The sequence below is a fragment of the Neobacillus sp. GCM10023253 genome (assembly GCF_042653105.1).
Lineage (GTDB): Bacteria > Bacillota > Bacilli > Bacillales > Cytobacillaceae > Neobacillus > Neobacillus citreus.
The window spans coordinates 159,217-181,850 of the sequence record NZ_JBHSHV010000006.1 but is presented as its reverse complement, the minus strand read 5'-3'; the positions used below and the strand labels follow the sequence as shown (position 1 = coordinate 181,850).

General features: G+C 40.4%; 20 protein-coding genes. 18 read left to right on the top strand and 2 right to left on the bottom strand.

Annotation, left to right across the window (positions count from 1 at the left end):
- The 13 genes from cobD to ACFPA1_RS08240 all read left to right on the top strand — a co-directional run bounded on the left by cobD (position 1) and on the right by ACFPA1_RS08240 (position 13,294).
- Positions 1–1,089 carry a threonine-phosphate decarboxylase CobD gene (gene cobD / locus ACFPA1_RS08300; protein ID WP_378582010.1) on the top strand — a complete coding sequence of 363 codons (1,089 nt, stop codon included), beginning with the start codon at positions 1–3 and terminating at the stop codon, positions 1,087–1,089.
- Positions 1,086–1,634 (top strand): bifunctional adenosylcobinamide kinase/adenosylcobinamide-phosphate guanylyltransferase, encoded by a 549-nt coding sequence (locus tag ACFPA1_RS08295; protein WP_378582009.1) that lies wholly within the window; start codon positions 1,086–1,088, stop codon positions 1,632–1,634. Before cobD ends, ACFPA1_RS08295 begins: the two co-directional genes overlap by 4 nt.
- Positions 1,634–2,392, top strand: coding sequence for an adenosylcobinamide-GDP ribazoletransferase (gene cobS / locus ACFPA1_RS08290; RefSeq protein WP_378582008.1), 759 nt, complete (start codon positions 1,634–1,636; stop codon positions 2,390–2,392). The genes ACFPA1_RS08295 and cobS overlap by 1 nt, the downstream gene beginning before the upstream one ends.
- Positions 2,344–2,970 (top strand): histidine phosphatase family protein, encoded by a 627-nt coding sequence (locus ACFPA1_RS08285; RefSeq protein ID WP_378582007.1) that lies wholly within the window; start codon positions 2,344–2,346, stop codon positions 2,968–2,970. Before cobS ends, ACFPA1_RS08285 begins: the two co-directional genes overlap by 49 nt.
- The gene (locus ACFPA1_RS08280; protein WP_378582006.1) at positions 2,925–3,353 is read left to right on the top strand and encodes a bifunctional adenosylcobinamide kinase/adenosylcobinamide-phosphate guanylyltransferase; all 429 of its coding nucleotides are present in this window, start codon (positions 2,925–2,927) and stop codon (positions 3,351–3,353) included. Before ACFPA1_RS08285 ends, ACFPA1_RS08280 begins: the two co-directional genes overlap by 46 nt.
- Before the next feature lie 530 nt (positions 3,354–3,883).
- Entirely contained in the window at positions 3,884–4,600 is a 717-nt protein-coding gene (locus ACFPA1_RS08275) for a FadR/GntR family transcriptional regulator (protein ID WP_378582005.1), read from the top strand.
- A gap of 47 nt (positions 4,601–4,647) precedes the next feature.
- Positions 4,648–5,625 (top strand): fumarylacetoacetate hydrolase family protein, encoded by a 978-nt coding sequence (locus tag ACFPA1_RS08270; RefSeq protein ID WP_378582004.1) that lies wholly within the window; start codon positions 4,648–4,650, stop codon positions 5,623–5,625.
- Between the two features lie 465 nt (positions 5,626–6,090).
- Positions 6,091–7,665, top strand: coding sequence for a bifunctional 3-(3-hydroxy-phenyl)propionate/3-hydroxycinnamic acid hydroxylase (locus tag ACFPA1_RS08265; RefSeq protein WP_378582003.1), 1,575 nt, complete (start codon positions 6,091–6,093; stop codon positions 7,663–7,665).
- A 201-nt stretch (positions 7,666–7,866) separates the two neighbouring features.
- The gene (locus ACFPA1_RS08260; protein ID WP_213145877.1) at positions 7,867–8,751 is read left to right on the top strand and encodes a VOC family protein; all 885 of its coding nucleotides are present in this window, start codon (positions 7,867–7,869) and stop codon (positions 8,749–8,751) included.
- Positions 8,752–8,778: 27 nt separating this feature from the next.
- Complete coding sequence (locus ACFPA1_RS08255; protein WP_213145878.1) at positions 8,779–9,069, top strand: antibiotic biosynthesis monooxygenase family protein; 291 nt, start codon at positions 8,779–8,781, stop codon at positions 9,067–9,069.
- 156 nt (positions 9,070–9,225) lie between these two features.
- Positions 9,226–10,404 carry an acetyl-CoA C-acetyltransferase gene (locus tag ACFPA1_RS08250; protein WP_213145879.1) on the top strand — a complete coding sequence of 393 codons (1,179 nt, stop codon included), beginning with the start codon at positions 9,226–9,228 and terminating at the stop codon, positions 10,402–10,404.
- Positions 10,405–10,446: 42 nt separating this feature from the next.
- Positions 10,447–11,235 carry an enoyl-CoA hydratase/isomerase family protein gene (locus tag ACFPA1_RS08245; protein WP_378582002.1) on the top strand — a complete coding sequence of 263 codons (789 nt, stop codon included), beginning with the start codon at positions 10,447–10,449 and terminating at the stop codon, positions 11,233–11,235.
- 82 nt (positions 11,236–11,317) lie between these two features.
- Entirely contained in the window at positions 11,318–13,294 is a 1,977-nt protein-coding gene (locus tag ACFPA1_RS08240) for an acetoacetate--CoA ligase (protein ID WP_378582490.1), read from the top strand.
- Positions 13,295–13,591: 297 nt separating this feature from the next.
- Here ACFPA1_RS08240 and ACFPA1_RS08235 read toward each other — a convergent pair whose 3' ends face one another.
- Together ACFPA1_RS08235 and ACFPA1_RS08230 are read right to left on the bottom strand one after the other, a co-directional pair.
- Positions 13,592–15,415, bottom strand: coding sequence for a multicopper oxidase family protein (locus ACFPA1_RS08235; RefSeq protein ID WP_378582001.1), 1,824 nt, complete (start codon positions 15,413–15,415; stop codon positions 13,592–13,594).
- A 490-nt stretch (positions 15,416–15,905) separates the two neighbouring features.
- Positions 15,906–16,307, bottom strand: coding sequence for a hypothetical protein (locus ACFPA1_RS08230; protein WP_378582000.1), 402 nt, complete (start codon positions 16,305–16,307; stop codon positions 15,906–15,908).
- 632 nt (positions 16,308–16,939) lie between these two features.
- On the opposite strand from ACFPA1_RS08230, the gene ACFPA1_RS08225 reads away from it, so the two are divergent.
- The 5 genes from ACFPA1_RS08225 (at position 16,940) to ACFPA1_RS08205 (ending at position 22,631) form a co-directional block, all read left to right on the top strand.
- The gene (locus ACFPA1_RS08225; protein WP_378581999.1) at positions 16,940–17,602 is read left to right on the top strand and encodes a TetR/AcrR family transcriptional regulator; all 663 of its coding nucleotides are present in this window, start codon (positions 16,940–16,942) and stop codon (positions 17,600–17,602) included.
- A gap of 428 nt (positions 17,603–18,030) precedes the next feature.
- Positions 18,031–18,504, top strand: a complete 474-nt coding sequence (locus ACFPA1_RS08220) for an acetyl-CoA carboxylase biotin carboxyl carrier protein (protein WP_378581998.1) — start codon at positions 18,031–18,033, stop codon at positions 18,502–18,504.
- Positions 18,505–18,520: 16 nt separating this feature from the next.
- Complete coding sequence (accC, locus tag ACFPA1_RS08215) at positions 18,521–19,873, top strand: acetyl-CoA carboxylase biotin carboxylase subunit (RefSeq protein ID WP_378581997.1); 1,353 nt, start codon at positions 18,521–18,523, stop codon at positions 19,871–19,873.
- Positions 19,874–19,901: 28 nt separating this feature from the next.
- A complete protein-coding gene (accB, locus tag ACFPA1_RS08210; protein ID WP_378581996.1) occupies positions 19,902–20,441 on the top strand; it encodes an acetyl-CoA carboxylase biotin carboxyl carrier protein in 540 nt (179 codons plus the stop codon).
- Between the two features lie 33 nt (positions 20,442–20,474).
- Complete coding sequence (locus ACFPA1_RS08205; protein ID WP_378581995.1) at positions 20,475–22,631, top strand: methylmalonyl-CoA mutase family protein; 2,157 nt, start codon at positions 20,475–20,477, stop codon at positions 22,629–22,631.
- Positions 22,632–22,634: the final 3 nt, after the last annotated feature.

Below are 22,634 nucleotides of genomic sequence, written 5' to 3'. Positions count from 1 at the left end.
ATGATGAAATGGCCAAATCATGGCGGACAACCTGAAACAATAAAAAAACTCTTCCATATAGAAGGCGATAAAGCTTTGCTAGATTTTAGCGCAAACTTAAACCCTTTAGGACCTCCTTCTTGGATGCAAGATGCATTACATGAACATTATAGGACGATCACACGTTATCCAGAGCCAACTTATTCGAATAGTAGCGCTTCGGTAGCAGAGCATGAAGGTATAGACCAAGACCAGGTCCTATTAACAAATGGGGGAGCAGAGGCCATTTTTTTAGTAGCAAAATATTTCGAAAGAGGGAAAGCGCTCATTGCTCACCCTACCTTCCTGGAATATGAACGAGCCTGTCATCATTACCATATTGATGTGGAAGATATTTTAGTGGGTCATGAAAGTGGATTTACATTACCAGTCCAATTGATTCAACAAAAGTTTATCGAAAAAGATGTTCTGTTTCTTTGCCGCCCTAATAACCCAACTGGAACGGTAATAGCGGAAGAAGAATTGCAGCTTTTGTTAGAAGTGGGTAAAAAAACTGGTACATATGTAGTAGTGGATGAAGCCTTTGTCGATTTTCTACCGACATCCATTCCTACACTTACTCCGTGGTTATCGTCTTACCCACATTTAATATTATTACGTTCTTTAACAAAAATGTATACAATCCCTGGGCTGAGAATCGGATATATAATGGCCCATCCAACTATCATAAGTGTATTGAAAAACGAACAAATTCCATGGAGTATTAACTCTTTAGTAGATGCGTTAATTCCTAGATTACTTGAAGATCGTAGTTTTGTTGATGAAACAAGAGCATGGCTGCATGAGGAATCTCGAAATGTGTTTAAGAGATTAACTTCATTAGGATTTTACCTTTCCCCGTCACAAGTAAACTTTTATCTTTTGCGGGATAAGAAACAGCCGCAACGAACTGACGAGCTTTATTCCTTTTTATTAGAGCACGGAATACTTACGCGGCACACTCATAACTTTAAAGGACTAAATGGTGAGTTCTTACGAATTGCCATAAGGTCAAACTTAGAAAATGAACAGTTACTAACCGCACTTCAAAAGTGGAGAAATGAGTCATGATCCTCTTTATTTCAGGTGGTGCTAGGTCGGGGAAAAGTCATTTAGCAGAGCAAACGGCTCTTTCGTTTTTTCATAAAATGAAGGAGGAAAATCAAAGGGGTTCTCTTTATTACATAGCGACAGCTAAAAAAAGTGATGATGAAATGGAAGAAAGGATTCGAATTCATCAGCAAGATCGAGAGAAGAAGTGGCAAACGGTTGAAGAGTCCTTTCACCTTGAACCGATTCTGTCTCAATTTAAAAAAGGTGATGTTATTTTAATGGACTGTTTGACCATATGGTTAAGTAATGTCATGTTCGAGCTTGAACATAGAATGGAAATGATAGAAAACAGTGTGAATCGCTGGTTATGTCTTGCACGTGAAAAGCAATTTCACCTTCTAATTGTTTCGAATGATGTAAATGAAGGGATTCCTTCCAGCGATGAAGGTGTACAAAGATATATGTATACCTTACAGCGTCTCCATCAATCGATTGTTCAGCAATCAGACCATGCTGCACAGGTCCAGGCAGGGATTCCGATGTATTGGAAGGGAGAAATTTGATGAAGCAAATCTTCTTTGGATTTATACTTGCGGTTCAATTTCTAACACGAATTCCTCTTTCCTTTAAATGTCCATGGACCAAACGGACAAGCAGATGGGCATTAAGGAGTTATCCGCTTGTCGGTATAGTGCTGGGGTCTATAATCACGATCATTTTTTACATATTTCAGTCTTATCTTCCTTTACATTTCATGACATTGCTCATCATTTCTTTATGGGTATATCTCACTGGAGGATTACACTTAGATGGGTGGATGGATGTAGCAGATGCGGTAGGTTCAAATGCTCCTCTTGAGAGAAGGTGGGAGATTATGAAAGACGCACATGTCGGAAGCTTTGGTATCATTTCACTTCTTTTTTTATTAACATGGAAAACATTTTTGATATATTCGGTGATTGAATCTGGTTTCCTCCTGTATTCTTTTCTTTTTATCATGGCTTTTTCACGGTTAGGAGCCGTTGTTTTAATGATTTACCTGCCTACTGCTAAACAACATGGCTTAGCATGGGAGTGGAAGAAAAACGTAAATCGGCTTGACTGTTTGTATGCAGCAATCCCTGTATGTGTACTATTAATCTTCTTTCATGACTTCCTATATTTACTGCCAGCATACATTGTATTTATTGGCTTATTTGGAGCTTGGATTAAACATACCTTTAAAGGGACGAATGGAGATTTATTAGGTACAGCGATTGAAGGAGGCGAATTATGGGGACTAGCAATCACATGGATCTATATCTCGTTCGTCATGGGTTAACAAATTGGAATAAGGAGAAAAGGTATTTAGGCCATTCTGACATTGGAGTAATAAGAAGCGAACTATCACAGTTGAATAATCTGCAAACAGTGTTATCAGGATTAAATTTTGATCATGTATTTACTAGTGATTTACAACGCTGTCAGGAAACTTTAGCCTATTTAAGCATCCCGTCACAGGTTTCCATTGATTGTAGATTAAGAGAAATTAATTTTGGTGACTGGGAAGGAAAGACGTATGACGAGCTAAAGAATCAGATCGCTTATCGGAACTGGTTAGAGAATTGGGAGGCTTATTCCATACCGAATGGAGAGTCAGCTGATACATTTAAATCTAGAATTGATTCCTTTTTTAATGAGTTATTTCAACAAGCGATGGAAACTAGCCCTGCGAAAATACTTGTTATGACCCATGGAGGTGTCATCCGCTATCTTGTTTCCAAATATGTATCCTCCAGGTCTTTTTGGGATCTTACCATTTCACATGGACAGGGTATTCGCTTAACATTTGAGCAGCAGAAGGGGGAATGGGTATGCAGCTCGTTATCGGCGGTGCCTTTTCAGGAAAAAGAAACGTAGTAAAAGCAAATAATGGACCATGCAGTTGGGTATCTGCTTATGAGGGAGATAGTGTGGGAGATTGGGAGGCAAAATGGGAGAATGGTTCAACGTTAGTAATGGAGGGCTGGGAAAAATGGATTGAGTCTGAGCTTCAGAATCGTGAAAACAATGACGAGATTCGAAGGGAATTTAAAACCATATTTAAGACCCTCCTTCAGGAGGAGAGAAATAGAAAAAACAAAATAGTCCTTATCATGTTAGAGGTTGGGAAGGGAATTGTTCCTTTGCAAAAGGATGAAAGAAGACTTAGGGATCTGGCTGGGTGGATTGCACAGGATGCAGCAAGTGTTTCAGATGATGTGGATTTTGTATGGAATGGATTAGTGAAGAGAGTCAAATAGTTATCCGCTGAGATCCTATCAAGCTGGAGCGATACTTTTCTTGGGCTGCACGAGCAAAATAAGCCGCCTATTTTAACCAGTGCGTTACTTTTCTAGCGCTCACGGGCAGAATAAGCTGCTTATTTTACCGATTTGCTATTTTTCTAGCGCTCACGGGCAGAATAGAAGGTGTATTAAAGCCATTTTACATTCACAGAAGCTGTTTTTTTATTTGAACCTAAACTTAGGAGTGTTCTTAATCGGTCTCGGTGGGTTCTTTTGCTTCCTCTTAATACTTCATTTGTTCAAATTTAAAAATAAAAATTCAGAAAATATATTGACGAGATAATAAATATTACTTATTATAATATTCAGATAAGTAATATTTAATATTTTCGGTTTCAGGCATACCCTTTAAAAAGGCAGGTGTTAAAATTCAAGTTTAATAGCACCGACATGGTTTATTCTGCAAAATAACCTCCAAACCAATTTCATATCATGTATCTATTTAGAAGGTAAAAAGCCATGCCAGGGGAGGAGGAAGTTACAAAATGAAAAATAGAAGTGATCAGTTAGTCCATGAGCTTGGCAAGAAAATCGTAACAGGGGAATTCGCTCAAGGTGAGATATTACCAAAGGCAGAAGATATAAGTGAAAGATATGAGGTAAGTCGAACCGTAGTGCGAGAAGCCTTTAAAGGATTAACCACACTTGGGCTTGTTCGGTCAAATCAAAAAGCTGGGACGATTGTCCTTCCTCGTTCTGAGTGGCAATGGTGGAATCTTGATGTATTAACTTGGGTCATAGAGGACGAGAATAATACCGACTTTTTAGTGCATTTGACAGAAGTGAGATTGGGTCTTGAGCCGATGGCGGCAGCATTGGCAGCTAAACGAGCAACTGATCAAGACATGCTAAAAATAACAGATGCTTTTGAGCGTCTGGAGCAATCGCTTGGGGATGAAAAGGCCTGGGCAAGTGCGGATTATGATTTCCATGAAAGAATCCTGCAGGCTTCCTACAACGATCTCATTATAAACACGGTTAAAACACTTCGAAAAGCGCTAGTGAAAAGCCGTGAAAAAACGATAAAGGCTGCCAAGGATTTTCCGGAATCACCATATGATACGCCAACAAAAGAAGTGCTGGATCGACACCGTGCTATCTACGACGCCGTCATGGCAAGGGATGAAGAGTTGGCCCGGCAAAAAATGACGGATTTAATCTTACGTGTGAAAAGAATTTTAGATAAAATATACGGGTTTTAAAGCTAACTTTTTACTAAAAATAGTTCGACATAGAGAGGAGCAAAAAAATGGGATTACAAGTTGTAAGATTCGAAAAGCAAGGTAAAGAGTATTGGGGTGTTGTTTCAAACAATCAAATAATTGCCCTAAAAAATACTTATAGCACTTTAGCGCAATTTTTAGAAGAAGGTGCAGAAGAGGCTAGAAAAGTGAAAGAAAGTGGAATTGGGGAGACTATTTCACTAGATGAAGTGACTGTCCTAAGCCCGGTAACCCAACCGGCAAGAATTGTCTGCCAAGGGGCTAATTACTCATCTCACCGTGCTGAAGCTGGCTTGGAAGCAACGCGCCCGCCGTTTAACCTGATTTTTAGCAAGGCAGATAGCTCTCTTTGCGGAGCCTATTCGGAAATTATCCGACCTTCCCATGTGCAGCTATTAGACTATGAAATTGAATTGGGATTAGTAATCGGAACTGAGATTTCTCAAGCCGTAGAAGTGACAGATGAAACCCTTCATCAATATGTTGCCGGTCTTGTCATTATGAACGATGTATCCGCAAGGGATGTCCAACTTTGTGAAGGTCAATGGTTAAAAGGGAAAAGCTACCGAACATTTGGACCTACAGGGCCGTACCTATACTTATTAGACAAAAATGAAATCGCTCTCATTCATGACCTTGAATTAAAATGTTTTGTCAATGATGAGCTTCGCCAATCGGCCAACACGAACCAACTGCTTTTCAAACCAGCAGAGACACTTACTGAACTATCAGAAATCATGAATCTATCAAAAGGAGATTTAATTATCACGGGCACAACAGGTGGTGTCGCCTTAAATCTTTCTCCAGATGTACTTGGTCAAATTTCAAGCCTAGCACTCCCATACCAACAGAAATTAGACTTACTTGTGGAAAGCCAAATAAACAATGGTAAATATCTTGAAGATGGTGACGTGATTCGCTGCCAAATCAGAAGTGCAGATGGAACCATCGACCTTGGTGAGCAAGTGAACAAAGTAGTACCAAGTAAAGTTGCCATTTCCTAATTTACTTATCACATATTGCTGGGAACTACATAAGCCGTTCTAAATCATCCAGATCCCAGCCTCCTTTTATTGAAACCCAATTAGCATTACATTTTGAAATGGATCATAAGTGTTTAGTTGTTGGCTCTGTTATTATTGATTGTTGATTTTCGCGTAGGTATGAAAATTCATAGGCGAAGTATTTACGGCTATTTATAAAAAGGAAGCTTAAAAAGCAGAGATAAGCGAATATATTTCGGTTAACTGCTCGAAATAGCCCAAAATCCAAAGATTTAGATGGTATAACCGGAAAAACTTCCTTTATTTTTAAGTAAAAATAAGTATTTCCTAAAATAAACGAAATTCTTCCGTTTATTTTTCAAACTCAGTAAAATCAACATTCAGTTATAACAGACTTGTTTTAAATGTATCCGCTTACAAACGAGGGTTTGTTCTATTAATAATAGTTGAAAAGGGGTTTGGTAGATGAATCAAGAAATTCATGATGTTGCTATTGTCGGTTATGGTCCTGTATCAAAGCTTTTAGCCACCTTGCTTGGACAAAAGGGATGGAAGGTTGGCATATATGAAAGATTTCCTCACGAATATCCGCTGCCGAGAGCCGTTCATTTTGATGATGAAATTGCTCGGATTCTACAATCGGTTATTCCTGCTAGTGAAGTTGAGAGAATCACAGAGGTTGCCAACGATTTATACACCTGGTGTAATGCAGATCGGAAAACTCTTTTAGAATTGAACTTTTCTGAATTTGGGGTTTCGGGATGGCCGGGTCATTTATTCTTTAATCAGCCGCAGCTCGAAGGATTATTAGACAAAGCATGCCGCCAACAGGCAACAGTGGACGTGAATATGGGAAAAGAAGCTGTTGCATTAAACGAATTTGATGACCATGTAGAGTTAGTTGTAAAGGATTTACAGGGAGTAGAAACCAAAGTACATGCCAAATATGTAGTTGGCTGTGATGGGGCGAATAGCTTTGTCCGAAGAAATATGGAACATACAATTACCGATCTTGGATTTGTAGCAGATTGGCTTGTGGTAGATATCATTCCTCAAACTGAGCGGGAATGGACACCCATGAATTTACAACTATGTGATCCAGCTCGTCCCACTACAGTTGTTTCAGGTGGTCCCGGAAGAAGACGCTGGGAATTCATGGCCCTTCCTGGAGAAACAAAAGAAGATTTGAACAGGGAAGAAGTGGCATGGAAGTTATTGGAGCCTTGGGATATTACTCCTGCGAATGCTGTGTTAGAACGGCAAGCGATTTATACATTTAAAGCCTTATGGGTGGATGAATGGAGAAAAGGCAGGCTGGTATTGGCTGGCGATGCGGCGCACTTAACACCGCCATTCATGGGTCAAGGGATGTGTGCAGGACTTCGTGATGCCAAGAATTTAGCTTGGAAGCTAGATTTGGTCTTAAGTGGAAAAGTGGATGACAACTTCCTTGATATGTATACGAAAGAACGGAAACCACATAATCGTGATGTGGTCGAAGCAGCCTTGTTTTTAGGAAAAGTGATTTGTGTAACCGATCCAGAGGCAGCTGCACTTCGGGATGAGGCATTCTTTACCGGCAAGGTACCGCCAATGCCAGAATTTCCATTTTTAACCGATGGCCTTCTTGGGGAACCAGGGAATTACACGGGGAAACTATCTTTCCAGAGTCAGGTAAACTATCAAGACAAGAATGGATTGTTTGACGATGTCGTTGGAGACGGGTGGCTGATTATGAGTCCAGTCGATGACCCTAGGAACGTTTTACAGAAGGAACAGGTAACCTTCCTTGAGAATTTAGGTGCGAAATTTATAAAAGTTTCGGAAGCTTACGATCCACAAATAGAATCAGCTAATCAGGTAGTAGATATTGAGGGGAAATACAAACAGTATTTTCATACAACTGGCTTAGAGGCTGTTGTGGTTCGCCCTGATTATTATATGTTTGGGGGCGCTGCAAAATTGGCTGAATTATCCTTGCTTGTTGAAGATTTAATTAAACAAATGGGGCAGTTCATCAATAAGGCAGCTGTTAGATAACGATATGCTTCTAAGACAGCTGCCGAAGGATCATAAAGGACGGGAATCCTTTATGATTCGTTTCTGATTTGTTTGGGGCAAACCAGAAACAGTTGGTAGACTTGGGAAAGTCTAGAAGTACATTATACAATATTTTTTTAAAAAAATAATAATTTTGGGATTATAAACTTTTTAAAAATAAACCTTATGGGGGAATATGCAATGTCAAACGTAAAAATATTTCGTTTAGTGTACTTGGATTTTTTTGCAAAAAACAGTGAAACCATGGTCGACTATTATACCAATACAATGGGATATCGGATTACAGAGGAGAAGGACGGAGTTACCTATTTAAGTAACGGTTTCGACCATCATAATATTGTGATCACGCCAGCAGAAGAAAAGGCGGTTCGCAGATATGGCTATCAATTAGACGGGAATCTCACTTTAGAAGAGGTACAGGAACAATTACATGCAAAAGGAATTGCTTCTAGCTTGAAAATAGATGCCAAGCCGGGTGTTTCAAGATTACTAGAATTACAGGATCCAGCCGGTAATGTCATTGAATTATTTACAGAGATGGAGCAATCGGCTGTTGGCTTTGGTTCTTCAGGCATTGTTCCTCTTAAATTAGGGCATGTGGCATTTTATGCGAAAAACTTTCAGGAGACCATTGAATTTTATCGGGATGCATTAGGCTTCTCATTTACTGACCAAATTGGAGTAGGATTCGCTAATTTCTTAACATGCAATACAGATCATCATGTTTTAAATGTTGTTGCTTCAGATGAGACGCGTTTACACCATATTGCTTTTCAATTAAAGGATGCAAGTCATCAGTATGCCAGCTCAGATTTATTGGCCAAGCATGGTCGTCCAACTCTTTGGGGCCCTTCCCGCCATACTGCAGGACATAATATTGCGACTTACCATCATGATCCGGAAGAAAATGTTGTGGAGTTGTATATTGATATGGATGTATTTGTTCCAGAGCTTGGGATATTCGAGCCACGTCCATGGCATGAGGTACTTCCGCTCAAACCAAAGGTTTGGGAAGCATTGAGTGCTTGGGGAACAGAGTTTGAACTGGATTTGGCTAAAGTATAAGAAGTTACTGTAAGGGGATTCGACTCTATGGTACAGGAAATCATGTTGATTGATGTGAAACCGGGAACGGAGCAGGAATTTGAGAACGCTTTTAAAAAGGCAGCTGTTATCGTATCGTCTGCCAAGGGTTGCTTAGGATATGAACTACATCGATGCATGGAGCAAGAAAATAAATATTTGGTTTTCATTAAATGGGAAACAGTAGAAGACCACGTAACGGGATTTAAAAATTCAACAGATTATCAGGAAATGAAGTCTCTAATTGGCCCTTATTATTTACACGTTCCACATGCAGGGCACTATGAAAAAGTAGACTGAGAATAATACGGTTATTTAGATGAATTTTTATTAACGCAGGGGACATAGGTCAAGATAAGATGACTTTTTCGTCCCCTTTTTTCTTAATGAAATTGCAGGATTCTACATATAGAAAGAAGAAATAAAAGAAAAAATGAATACACAGGGGGAGATACCATGACAACTTATATTGTTGATGGAGCAAGAACAGCTTTTGGAACGTATGGAGGCTCATTAAAGGATATTAGTGATTTGGAATTAGGCGTGGCAGCAACTAAAGGGGCACTTGAAAGAAGTGGCATACCTGCTTCCGATGTTGATGAAATAGTATTTGGAAATGTCGTCCAGACTGGAGCCCATTCCGCCTATTTGGCCAGACATATTGGCTTAAAAAGCGGCTTAATAGATTCATCATCCGCCCTTACCTTGAATCGGCTCTGCGGTTCAGGATTACAGGCTATGGTAACAGGGGCAAAGTCCATTGCATTAGGGGAAGCAAAGGTCATTGTGGCTGGAGGCACCGAGAGTATGAGTTTAGCTCCGCAAATCTTAAAGGGAACGCGGTTCGGCTCCCCTGGCAAGGCACCAGTGGTGGTGGATATGCTATGGGAAACGTTAATTGATCAATATGTTGGCTGCGGAATGGGGATGACCGCAGAGAATCTATCAGAAAAGTATAACATTTCACGAGAAGAACAGGACCAGTTTGCGGTAAACTCACAGCAAAAAGCAGGAAAAGCAAGAGATAACGGACGCTTCGCAGATGAAATAGTCCCAATTATCATCCGTGATAAAAAAGGGAAAGAAACGATTATTAAAGTGGATGAACACATTAGAGAGAGTGTCAGTTTAGAAGGTTTAGCAAAATTAAAACCGGCTTTTAAGAAAGACGGTACAGTAACACCAGGTAATGCCAGTGGAATTAATGATGGTGCTGCAGCGGTCGTATTAGCTTCAGAAGACTACGTAATTGAAAATAGTTTAACACCGTTAGCGAAGATTGTTTCCTGGGCAGTAGCAGGAGTTGATCCAAAAATCATGGGGATTGGACCTGTACCGGCAAGCAAAAGGGCATTAGAAAAAGCAGGCTTAACCTTGGCTGATATTGATTTATTTGAATTGAATGAGGCTTTTGCGGCACAATCATTAGCCGTCATCAAGGAATTGGGAATTAACCAGGAAAAAGTAAATGTGAACGGGGGAGCGATCGCTTTGGGGCACCCGCTTGGTGCAAGTGGAGCGAGAATTACATATTCATTAGCCCTTGAATTGAAGAAAAGGAATTTAAAATATGGCTTAGCTGCGCTTTGCATTGGCGGCGGTCAAGGAATCGCCATGATTATTGAGAGAGTCTGATTTTGAAAAAAAATAATCTATTAAACTTAAGGAGGAATCGATTTGGAAAATAAAGTGATTAGTTTATCCGTTGAAAACCATGTTGGAATTGTCACGTTAAACCGTCCGGAAGTAGGAAATGCACTGGATTTGCAAATGGCCAAGGAACTGATGGATGCAGCGATTGTTTGTTCCGAGCGTGATGCCATTAGAGTAGTCGTGATCACTGGAGCGGGTAATAAGTTTTCAGTTGGCGGTGATTTAAAAAGTTTCGCAAAGGAAGGGGACGAGATAAGTTCTCATCTGAAATCGGTAACGGCATACTTACATCAAGCGATTTCCTTTTTTGCAAGAATGAATAAACCGTTCATTGGGGCGGTGAATGGAGTAGCAGCAGGTGCCGGAATGAGTCTTGCATGCGCATGTGATTTAGTCTATGCATCGGAGAAATCAAAATTTGTGATGGCGTATAACCGAATTGGATTAACACCAGATGGATCAGGCAGCTATTTTTTACCTCGTCTTGTCGGGATGCGTCGTGCCCTTGAGTTAATGTATACGAATCGACAGTTAACTGCAGAAGAAGCATGTGACTGGGGAATTGTCAATCAAGTCGTTCCGGATAACCAATTATGGGAGGTCGTCCTGGGCGTTGCAGAAAGCTTGGCAAAAGGACCGATGAATGCATACGGTGAAACGAAAAAATTATTCTATCATTCGCTCCAAGAAACATTGGAATCACAAATGAGCAAGGAATCCCTGCTGCTCGCTTCAAGAGCAAGCAGTGAAGAGGGAAAAGAAGGGATCGCTGCCTTTCTTGAAAAGCGCAAAGCTGATTTTTTAAAGGGTTAGGATTGTATTCCTAGTAAAATAGTGAATTTTTTATTGATTCATAGCTTGATCTTTAATTGGAGGGATAGGTTTGGAAGCTGAAATGCTGAAAGGGAAGTTACTTTGGGAGCCCTCACAACAAACGATAAACCAGTCGAATATAAAGAAATTTATGATGTGGCTGGAGGAAAATAGAGGGCTCACATTTGAAGATTACAATCAGTTGTGGGATTGGTCTGTAACAGAAATTGAACATTTTTGGACAGCTATTTGGGAGTTTTTTAATATAAAATCAGAAACAGATTACACGGCTGTTTTATCTGGAAATAAAATGCCGAACGTAAAATGGTTTGAGGGAGCCACTTTAAACTATGCAGAGCATGTATTCAGGAATGAAGATCCAGAAAAAGCGGCTGTCATTCATAAATCCGAAATTCGACCAGTACAGGAAGTTACCTGGGCTGAACTAAGAAAGAAAACAGCAGCAATGGCTGCATATTTAAAGTCAATAGGGGTCAAAAGTGGAGATCGGGTTGTAGGCTATGCACCCAACATTCCTGAAACGTTAACTTCCTTTCTGGCATGTGCTAGTATTGGAGCGGTTTGGTCGAGCTGTGCACCTGAATTTGGCATCCAAAGCGTCATTGACCGATTTAAGCAAATTGAACCAACTGTCATGATTGCTGTTGATGGCTATCAGTATGGGGGAAAGAGATATGACCGAATGGAGCTTGTAAAAAAGATACAAGCTGAACTTCCATCACTAAAAGAGACAATTCTAGTTCCCTATCTAGAAACGCAGCCGGAAATATCCGAGTTGAATAATACAGTCCTCTGGGACCAAGTTATTTCTGAAAATGATGATGCCATTTTAACATTTGAGCCCGTTCCTTTTAATCATCCACTCTGGATCCTATATTCATCCGGTACCACCGGAAAACCTAAAGGGATTGTGCAAAGTCAAGGGGGAATCCTCCTTGAGCATCTAAAATTCCTTGGTCTTCAAGTGGATCTTAAGAAGGGCGATCGATTTTTTTGGTACACCACAACAGGCTGGATGATGTGGAACGTAACCGTTAGCGGGTTACTGACAGGTGCGGCTATTGTTTTATATGATGGCAATCCAAACTATCCAAATGATGAAACATTGTGGAGTCTTGCCGAATCTACAAAAATGACAACCTTTGGCACCAGTGCCAGCTTTTTAATGGCTAGTTTGAAAGCAGGAATTAAACCAAAAGAACAATTTGACCTTTCTCATTTAAGAAGCATTGGCTCCACAGGTTCACCACTGCCTGAAAGCGGATTTGACTGGGTTTATGAGCAGGTAAAAGAAGATATATGGCTGACTTCTACTAGTGGTGGAACCGATATTTGTTCCGGGTTTGTAGGGGGAAGTCCGACCCTGCCAGTTTATTCCGGGGAAATACAAGCTCGTGTTTTGGGGTCTGCGGTAAAGGCATTTAATGATGCGGGAGAAGAAGTAATCAATGAAATCGGTGAACTTGTTGTTACCGAACCGATGCCGTCGATGCCGATTTATTTTTGGAATGATGAGAATGGAGTACGTTATAAAGAGAGCTACTTTAGTGTTTACCCTGATATTTGGCGACATGGGGATTTTATCGAGATTACTGATAGAGGTTCAGCGATCATTTACGGCCGGTCAGATGCAACGATTAACCGTGGAGGTATTCGAATGGGAACAAGTGAAATATATAGTGCCCTTGAAAGTATTCCAGAAGTAATCGATAGTTTGATTGTAGATATTCCAATAAGTGCCGAACAATCCTACATGCCTTTATTTATCGTTTTAAAGGAAGGCTTCAGTATTACAGATGAATTGAAAACGAGGATTAATCAATCTATTAGGCAAAACTGTTCTCCAAGGCACGTACCAAATGAAATTATTAGTGTCAATGAACTACCAAAAACACTAAACGGCAAGAAAATAGAGGTGCCGATTAAAAAAATATTAATGGGAGTACCAATTGAGCAAGCTGTTAACTTGGGTTCCCTGAACAATCCAGAAACGTTGGATTACTTTATTGAGTTTAAAAAGTTGTTAGAGTCTAGGTAATGATGCACGGGGACGGTTCTTTTGCCTCAAAAACTGAGGCAAGGGGTACCGTCTTGTTTTTTAGTTTCATATTCTCAGATGTTCAAGGTCTACCTTCATACTGTAGTTGAAACCCTAGATTCTTTTATACAAATAAAAAACTATAAAATTTTTAGTCACTTATTGTGAATTATAAAGAGAGGTTTTGTCGGCAAATTAAAGGGCAGCATTCCTGTAATGAAGAAATATGAAAAGACTAGCTCCGATTTTTAAGCTAGTCTTTCTTTTTCCTATTTCCTTAATATTATTAACGTGGTGCTAGGAACTGGATTCATCATAGGAACTGGACTCATCATAGGAACTCGATTCATCATGGGAACTGGACTCATCATAGGAACTCGATTCATCATGGGAACTGGACTCATCATGGTCTTCTTTACATCCACATTGTTCGTATTCCTCTTGACAGCATTGAGTAAACGAATCATCCGGACACATTTCTGGAATCGGAATGCACGGGTCGAAATTTGGATTTTGGAGTACTTCATACGGACGCATCATTTCGTGATCCTCGTGTTCAAGGATATGACAATGCCAAGGATAGATTCCAGTAAATGGTCCAAAGCGGGCAATAATACGAGTGACTTCTTCAGGATTGGCACGAACGATATCTTTCCAACCTCTTTCATTAGGATCTGGCTCACGTGCAGGACCTACAATAGCGATATTTCCATTTTCATCTACTGTAATGGGTTCACGATTAAGGATTTGGAATTGGACGAGGTGCAAGTGAATGGGATGTGTGTCACCCGTCAGGTTGTACAGCTCCCATACTTCCACGGTACCATTATAAGGGGTTTCAGTAATCGGTAATTCATTCCACTCCATACCGTTCAGTAAAAGTTTCAAGCGGGCAGGAAATTCTGGATCATCAATTTCCATTAAGAAGTTCTGTCTAACCGTCACACCATTTGGTTCGAGTCTTTCTAAGCAGCTTAGTTTTTTAGGAATTTGACTTTTATCTGATTTTGAGCGTTTTTTACGAACTCGAAATTCCATAATTTGCGGAAGGGGAGGGGTATCAGGTGAGCCATTAGGAAATGGTGCTGGTGCGTCGTTTGTTAGGATGATTTTTTGACCTCGATGTTTTGAAAAATCGACAATAACATCTGCACGTTCTCCTGGAGCAAGTAATAGCCCTGTGGCATTGGAAACTTTAACAGGTTTCTCTAGAAAGCCGCCATCCGTTCCTATTTGAATAAAATCTTGGCCGGAGCTTAGACGTAATCGGTAAAACCGGGCATTAGAGCCGTTCAAGATACGGAAACGGTATTTTCGTGGTTCGACTTCAAGAAAGGGCCATACTTTTCCATTAACTAAAGCCGTATTACCGAAAAACTCAGGAACGACAGATGGATTGGGCAGTGCTCTTTCATCAAATGGTGGAGGTGGCGCCGGAGCTGGGAAAATTGGTGGAGGCGGCTGTTGTGCTGGAGGTGGTTGCTGGCCTGGCTGCGATGGATAGAATAATTCACCATTAGGATAGAATGACCGATCTTGTATCACTAACGGAATTTCATATTTTCCCCGAGGAAGATTCAGTTTCTCCTCTTTCGGATCCCGAATCAAATAAAAGCCGGCAAGCCCTGCATATACATTTAATCTGGTAATCCCAATTGCATGGTCGTGATACCAGAGCGTTGTGGGACGCTGACAATTAGGATAGTAGTAAACTTCATGCAAGAATTTAGTGCCAAAATTCTTGAAATTTCGCGTAAACCAGGCTTCTGGATATCCGTCGTTTTCCGGTCGTACACGACCTCCGTGTAAATGTACAACCGTTCTAACAGAGGGTTCGCTGGGTTCTGCACCATGAACCGTTCTATCCACGGGCAGAAGATGTTCAAATGGCAATTCGTTTTCCCACTTGACAAAAATAGGCTGATTCCTGAGAACTTCAAATGTAGGACCAGGATACATTCCGTTATAACCCCAAACTGTAGTAGGCGGTAAGTCTCTGTGTAACTTTTGTCTAACCTGCTTCATCGTTACCTCATAGAAGGGAATTCCGTCTCGATGACCAACAGGTTGTATCACGGAAGGCAGAGGCAAAGCATCAACAAACTTCTTTAAAAACGACAATATTTAGCTGCTCCTTTCAAAAACAGATTCATTGTTTATCCTATGTATGTCCAATAAATCTGTTTGGATATTCGTACATGCTTTAAACAGTTTATTTGATTATGAGGCATGGGGACGGTTCTTTTGCTTCACTTTTTGTCTGCTTGTACGAGAGGAAGGTTGGTTGATTTATAACATGAGTCAACTTTTAGATCATGAGAACCGTCCCCGTGCACCAGAACATTGTTGGGATGGATATTAAATGGGTTTAATCGTAATCATTCTGTCATTTAACCGAAAAAAAATAATCCACCCTTGAGGTGGATTATTTCGACTCTCAGCCGATCCCCCGCTAAGGGAATCGTCTTTTGCCAGACCGGACATGTTACAGCATGTTCGGTCCTTTTTTAATTATTTTGTGTTTATTAAAATAATAAAAATCAAAATAAATTACTACTAACAACTATTTAATTAAATTTCCTGGTGTGTTTGAATTATTTATTAGGTATCATCAGACCGTCGTTAAAACTGCTTCCTTTTCATAACAACCTAAATGCTCATTCCAAATAAAATAACCATCTCTCAATTCTACACTAGATGGATAAGGAACATCGTTGTTATCATTTTGAGCTTTGTTTTTCGCTTCCAGGTTTAGAAATTCCATCAATTCTGCTTGACTTATCAATCGGCATACATGATGTAGGGCAATCGATTGTTCATTGGCTAACCTATATTCTTTTACAATCGCAGTCTTGAAAGGGGCATTAAAATGTAACATGATTTTTAAATCGCTAAAATAAAGAACACCGAATATACTTTTCAGTTTTAGTGAGCCAACATTAAATTCTCTTTCAGATACCCAATCTTTACAGCCAGTTAACGGATTATAAATAAAATAAAGTTTTTCATACATGCTATATTCTCCATTCTTAAGATACATGATTTTAAATGGGTTTAATGGACTTCATGATTACATCAAATCCCCACTCCAAAACAATTGACTCATGTTTCTTCATACCATTATTTTTGGTTTGATCAAACCTCTAAGCTGTTAATCTATTGTTCTAAGGTATTATATCTTGTAGAAACCATGTGCAGCATAGGTGACTATTTCTACTATATAAAACATGATCGCTTTTCTTATTCCTCTAATTGTTAATCAAGTTCACTAATTATATTTTAATTTAAATATAATAAAATGTCAACTTGGTTGACATTGTTGGTGGGATTTTATAAATCTTATCGTCGATGAATGTTTTATGTAGGCCAAATAATATGTATATGAAGATAAGGTGTGTTTTAAAGCAAACCTCACAAATTTCTAGTGAAAATGAAGCACGAGAACCGTCCCCATGCACCACCGGACATGTTACAGCATGTTCGGTCTTTTTTCATTATTCAGTATTTATTGTGGTAGAGAAGTTTTACAATATAGATTTTTTGTTTTTTACATCTTGCTAATATTTTTGTCGATACTTGAAATTTTGAAATCAGTTATTACTGAATTACTAGAAGGAATGGTAAAATAAAATAGGGTGATGATGAATGACGAAAAAGTCTTTAAGAGAACGAATTATCGAAACATCGCTTCAATTGTTTGAAGCACACGGCTTTCACAGAGTCACGGTTGATATGATTGTAAAAGAGTGCGGTGCCTCAAAAGGAGGATTTTATCATAATTTTAAATCCAAGGATGAACTGCTTTATATTATCCACAATCAATTTATTTCCTACGTATTGGAAAAGGGACAAGCCGCTTGCGAGCAGTGGAATACCCCAACCGAGAGGCTTCATAATATCATTAAATCCTTTGTTACGATGATTGATCTGTACAAAAATGAAGTGACGATCTTCTATCAGGAAAGTTCGTATCTGCCTCCGGAATACTTTAATAACATTGAGATTAAAAGAGATCAGTATAAAAATTTAATGTTTCAAGTTATTCACGATGGTATCAAGTGTGGGGAGTTTCGTAAAGAACTGCCGGTACCCATCATTTCTATGGCGATATTTGGAATGATCAACTGGATTTATAAGTGGTATCAAAAAAACGGACGATACACAATAGAGGAAATTGCGGATATATATTCGGATATTATCCTACATTCCATCTTAACAAAAACGGCGAGTGAGAATCCTAAGTTTTCTAAGTTCTTCCTAAACTCCTATCCCGAAGAATTACGATTAGGAGATAACTTTTTTAAGTGAAAATAGTTGGTTTGTCTAAAATTTTGCTATTATTTGCGATTTAGGCAGACCAACTAGTCAGTCTTTTTTTGAAGAAGGTTATTGACATTTTATTCAGAATATTTGAAAATAGAAACCAACTAGTCGGTTCCAACATAACAATTAAAAGCCTATATTTGTTCACTGATGCAATTTTCCATTGGCACGTGATTATTTTTTTAACCTCGACAGACCAACTAGTCCGTCGGTATGCATTACAAAAAGGAGATCCCGGAATATGGGGTGGTCTTTTATAAAGTTTTGAGACCAACTAGTCGGTTTGAGCGAAAAGAACTGCATTTATGGGGAAAAATTTAAATTGATTAAGAGAATGAGAGTTTTATTCAACTGTTATGAAAGCTAACGAAACCAAAAGCTAACGAAACCAAAAGCTAAAGGAGCGTAAATCGATGTTAAAAATGCTTGAATTAAGAGAATTGATTAAATTGATCGATCGATCCTCCACTCAGGAATTCACCTTAACGAATGGGGGAGTAAGGATCTCAATGAAAAAGCCTCTCCCTAAAGTGGCTGAATATCCTCAGGAGGTGCAAACAGCCTTAAACGAAGCGGCAGCAGCTGTAGAAGCTGCAGATTCTCCATTCATGCCCGCAGAACCGGCCGAAAAAGATGAAGAAAAGAATTCTTCATTACACACGATTGTTTCTTCTTGTCTTGGAGTGTTTTCTTTTTCAGGAACTGAACCCGTAAAGGCAGGAGACAAGATACGATCAAACAGTGTTGTCGGCATTTGTAAGGTGGAAGCATTAAAGCTATTCCAAGAGATAACCTCGGATGTAAATGGCACTATCGTTGAGGTTCTTGTACAAGAAGGTCAAGTGGTGGATTACGGAGAGCCGTTATTTATTGTTAAGCCAGAATAAGAAGGAGGAAATATTGATGTTTAAAAAAGTACTTATTGCCAATCGAGGAGAAATTGCGGTTCGAGTGATTCGTGCCTGCAAGGAAATGGGAATTCAAACTGTTGCCGTTTATTCTGAAGCAGACAAAGAGGCACTGCATGTAAAAATGGCGGATGAAGCCTATTGTATTGGGCCGACAGCGTCAAAAGACAGCTATTTAAATAAGACAAATTTAATCAGCGCTGCGGTCCTTTCGAATGCCGATGCGATTCACCCTGGTTATGGGTTCTTAGCGGAAAATGCAGATTTTGCAGAGCTTTGCAGTGAGTGCAATATAACCTTTATTGGTCCTGATGCTGACGCCATCAATAAGATGGGGGCAAAAGCCGTTGCTAGAGATACGATGAAGCGTGCAGGTGTACCTACGGTTCCCGGCACAGAAGGTTTAGTCGAGGACCTGGATGAAGCAGTCAAGGTAGCAAATGCGATCGGCTATCCTGTTATCGTGAAGGCCACAGCTGGAGGCGGCGGAAAGGGAATGCGAGTGGCTAACGATGAAAACGATTTAAGAAAGGCTATCCGGCAGGCGCAAAAAGAGGCAGAAACAGCTTTTGGTAATCCGGGGGTCTACATAGAGAAGTATTTAGAGGAACCGCGTCATGTTGAAATCCAGATTATGGCGGATAAAAAAGGGAATGTGGTTTACCTTGGGGAACGGGATTGCTCGATCCAGCGGCGCCATCAAAAACTGGTAGAAGAAGCGCCATCACCGGCACTTGACCAGGAGCTCCGTGAACGAATGGGGAATGCAGCTGTAGCTGCGGCAAAGTCCGTTAACTATCATGGTGCAGGAACCGTTGAATTCCTATTGGATAAACATGGAAAATTTTACTTTATGGAGATGAATACCCGCATTCAGGTCGAGCATCCTGTAACGGAAATGATCACCGGATTCGATCTGATTAAGGAGCAGATATCGGTAGCTGCGGGTTATCCTCTTTCATTCAAGCAAAGCGATATAAAGATAAACGGATGGGCAATCGAATGCCGGATTAATGCAGAAAACCCGGCAAAGAATTTTATGCCATCTCCGGGCAAGGTGGAAATGTACCTTCCGCCGGGAGGCTATGGGGTAAGAGTAGATAGTGCGGTTTATCCCGGTTATCAAATTTCACCATTTTATGATTCGATGGTGGCAAAAATCATTACCTGGGGAAAGGACAGGAATGAGGCTATTGACCGGATGAAGCGGGCTTTATCCGAATTTGTGATAAGTGGAATTAAAACGACCATCCCTTTTCACCTTGAATTATTAGAGCACGAAGCTTTTGTGAAGGGTGAATTCAATACGAAATTTTTAGAATTGTATTCTATTAAAATTGAAGACTAAAACATGAACGAGCGAGGAGAGAATGAACATGTGGAAAATGCATGAAATCAGAGAAATGATCAAGCTTTTTGAAGAATCATCCCTTCAGGAAATAGAAGTGGATTTGGAGGATGCTGGTTCAAAAATCTCTTTAAAGAAACAGGAAAACGCACTAGACAATTATGTAAGAATCGAACCGCCAAAAGCTCAGGTTGTTTCTCTTGCCGTTAAGGAAACCCCTGTTCCGGTGAAAAAGGAGATCCCAAGACCTGTTGTTCAATCAGTAGCGGTCGAAGCGGAAATTGTCCAGGAAAAGAGCACAAGATCAATCGATGCGAATGATCCAAGTATCTATAAAATTATTTCTCCAATGGTGGGAACATTCTATCAAGCTCCAGGTGAAGATGCAGCTCCGTTTGTAAAAATTGGCGATAAAGTCGAGAAATCGACCATTGTTTGTATACTCGAAGCAATGAAATTATTTAATGAAATTGAAGCGGAAGTTACTGGGGAGATCGTTGAAATCCTTGTTAAGAATGGCCAATTAGTGGAGCATGGTCAGCCCCTCTTCCTGGTAAAAACGGAATAGCATGCAGACTTTGAATTTAGAGGGGGATCATGGATGTCTAAAGTTATTCAAAAGCAAGAATTAAATGAAGAAAACCAGCTTTTCAGTGAGTTTCCCGCTGCTTCCTATCAGGAGTGGCGGCAAGCGGCGGAAAAGACATTAAAAGGTGCCTCATTTGAACAGAAACTAATCTCGCAAACCTATGAGGGTATTGAGCTGCAACCCATGTATTTTCAAGAGGATATTAGGGATCTTTCCTATCTGTCTTCCAGACCTGGATCTGCTCCATATGTACGTGGAACGCGGGCATTAGGTTATCAGGAAAAACCTTGGGAGGTTGCTCAAGAGCATGTCTATAGCACGCCATCAGAGTTTAATGAGGCTGCCAAACATGACTTGAACCGCGGTCAGACGATGGTAAATCTTGTCCTTGATCATGCCTCTGCCTTAGGAAAAGATCCTGACCAAGCCTTACCCGAAAATGTAGGCAGGGACGGAGTATCCATCAGTACCCTTCAAGATGTTAATCAAGCCCTGGAGGGGATTAATCTTGAACAAACTCCACTGTTTATTCAAGCGGGCAGTGCAGGATTTCCGGTCTATTGTATGCTTGTCGCACATGCTCGAAACATGGGAATGGATAGTAGCCGGCTGCACGGTTGTGTAGGCATGGATCCATTAGGAACGCTGGTAAAAGAAGGGACGATTCCCTTTTCCTTAAGACAGGCATATGACTTAATGGCGGAGCTTACATTCTGGGCAAAAAAGGAAACCCCGGAAATGAAGACGATTCAGGTTCAGGGAGAATCTTTCCATAATGCCGGAGCCAATGCTGTCCAAGAGTTGGCATTTGCGTTAGCTTCTGGTGTGGAATATATCCGTGAACTGCAGCAAAGAGGGCTGTCAATCGAAGAGATTGCGCCAAGAATGCTCTTTTCTTTTTCGATAGGTTCTAATTTCTTTATGGAAATCGCCAAGCTTCGGGCAGCTCGTTTACTTTGGTCTACTATCATCGATGCGTTTGGAGGCAATGAAGAATCGCAGAAAATGAACATTCATGCGAGGACCTCTTCCTGGAACAAAACTGTGTATGATCCTTATGTCAATATGCTGCGTGGAACGGCGGAGGCTTTTGCAGCCATTATTGCGGGAGTTGACAGTCTTCATGTCTCACCTTTTGATGAAGCCGTTCGTCCTGCCGATGAATTCTCACGCCGAATCGCTAGAAATACACAAATTATCTTGGAAAAGGAAGCACATCTAGCGAAAGTAGCGGATCCTGCCGGAGGCTCGTGGTACATCGAATCCCTTACTGATTCACTCGCGAAACAAGCTTGGAAACAATTCCAGCTTGTCGAAGAGAAGGGCGGGATGTTCAAAGCTGTTGAGAAAGGGTATGTTCAGGAGCAAATCAAAGAAATCGCTGACAGAAGATTCAACAATATTGGACGGCGCAAAGATAGATTTGTAGGAACCAATATGTATCCGAACTTAATGGAACAAAAGCTATCAGAGAGTAACTTGGACTGGGATTCTGTATATAAATCCCGTTGTGCAGCGGTTGGTTCCCATCGAAGAGATAGCGGTGGAGCCGAAAAGGAAACACTACTTCAACGATTGGGAACAGCTCAAGATGGAATTGTGGATACTACCATGAATGCGATTCAAGCGGGTGTAACAGTAGGGGAATGGGTTCAAGCTGTCAGAGAATCTAGCGAAATTCCTCCAGAAATACAAGCGTTACATCTGCATCGTGGAGCTGAAAGTTTTGAAGCTTTACGGAAAAAGGCAGACACTTATAAAGAAAAAAACGGTTCGTATCCAAAGGTATTCCTTGCCAATCTGGGTGCCATTTCACAGCACAAAGCGCGTGCCGATTTTGCCAAAGGTTTCTTTGAGGTTGGCGGGTTTGAGGTGGTTTCAAATAAAGGTTTTGAAACCGTCGATCAAGCTGTAAAGGCTACACTCGAGACAGGAGCTTCGACCGTTGTGATTTGCTCTAGTGACGCTATATATTCCGAGTCAGTCCCACAATTGGCTCGCGAACTCAAGCAGGAAAATCCGGAAATCACCCTCTTCCTGGCAGGTCTTCCGGATTCAGAAACAGCGGAATTATTCAAACAGGCCGGAGTGGATCAATTTGTCCATCTGGGCTCGAATTGTTATAACATGCTGTTAGACCTTCAACAGCAGAAAGGAATTGGACGATGAGGA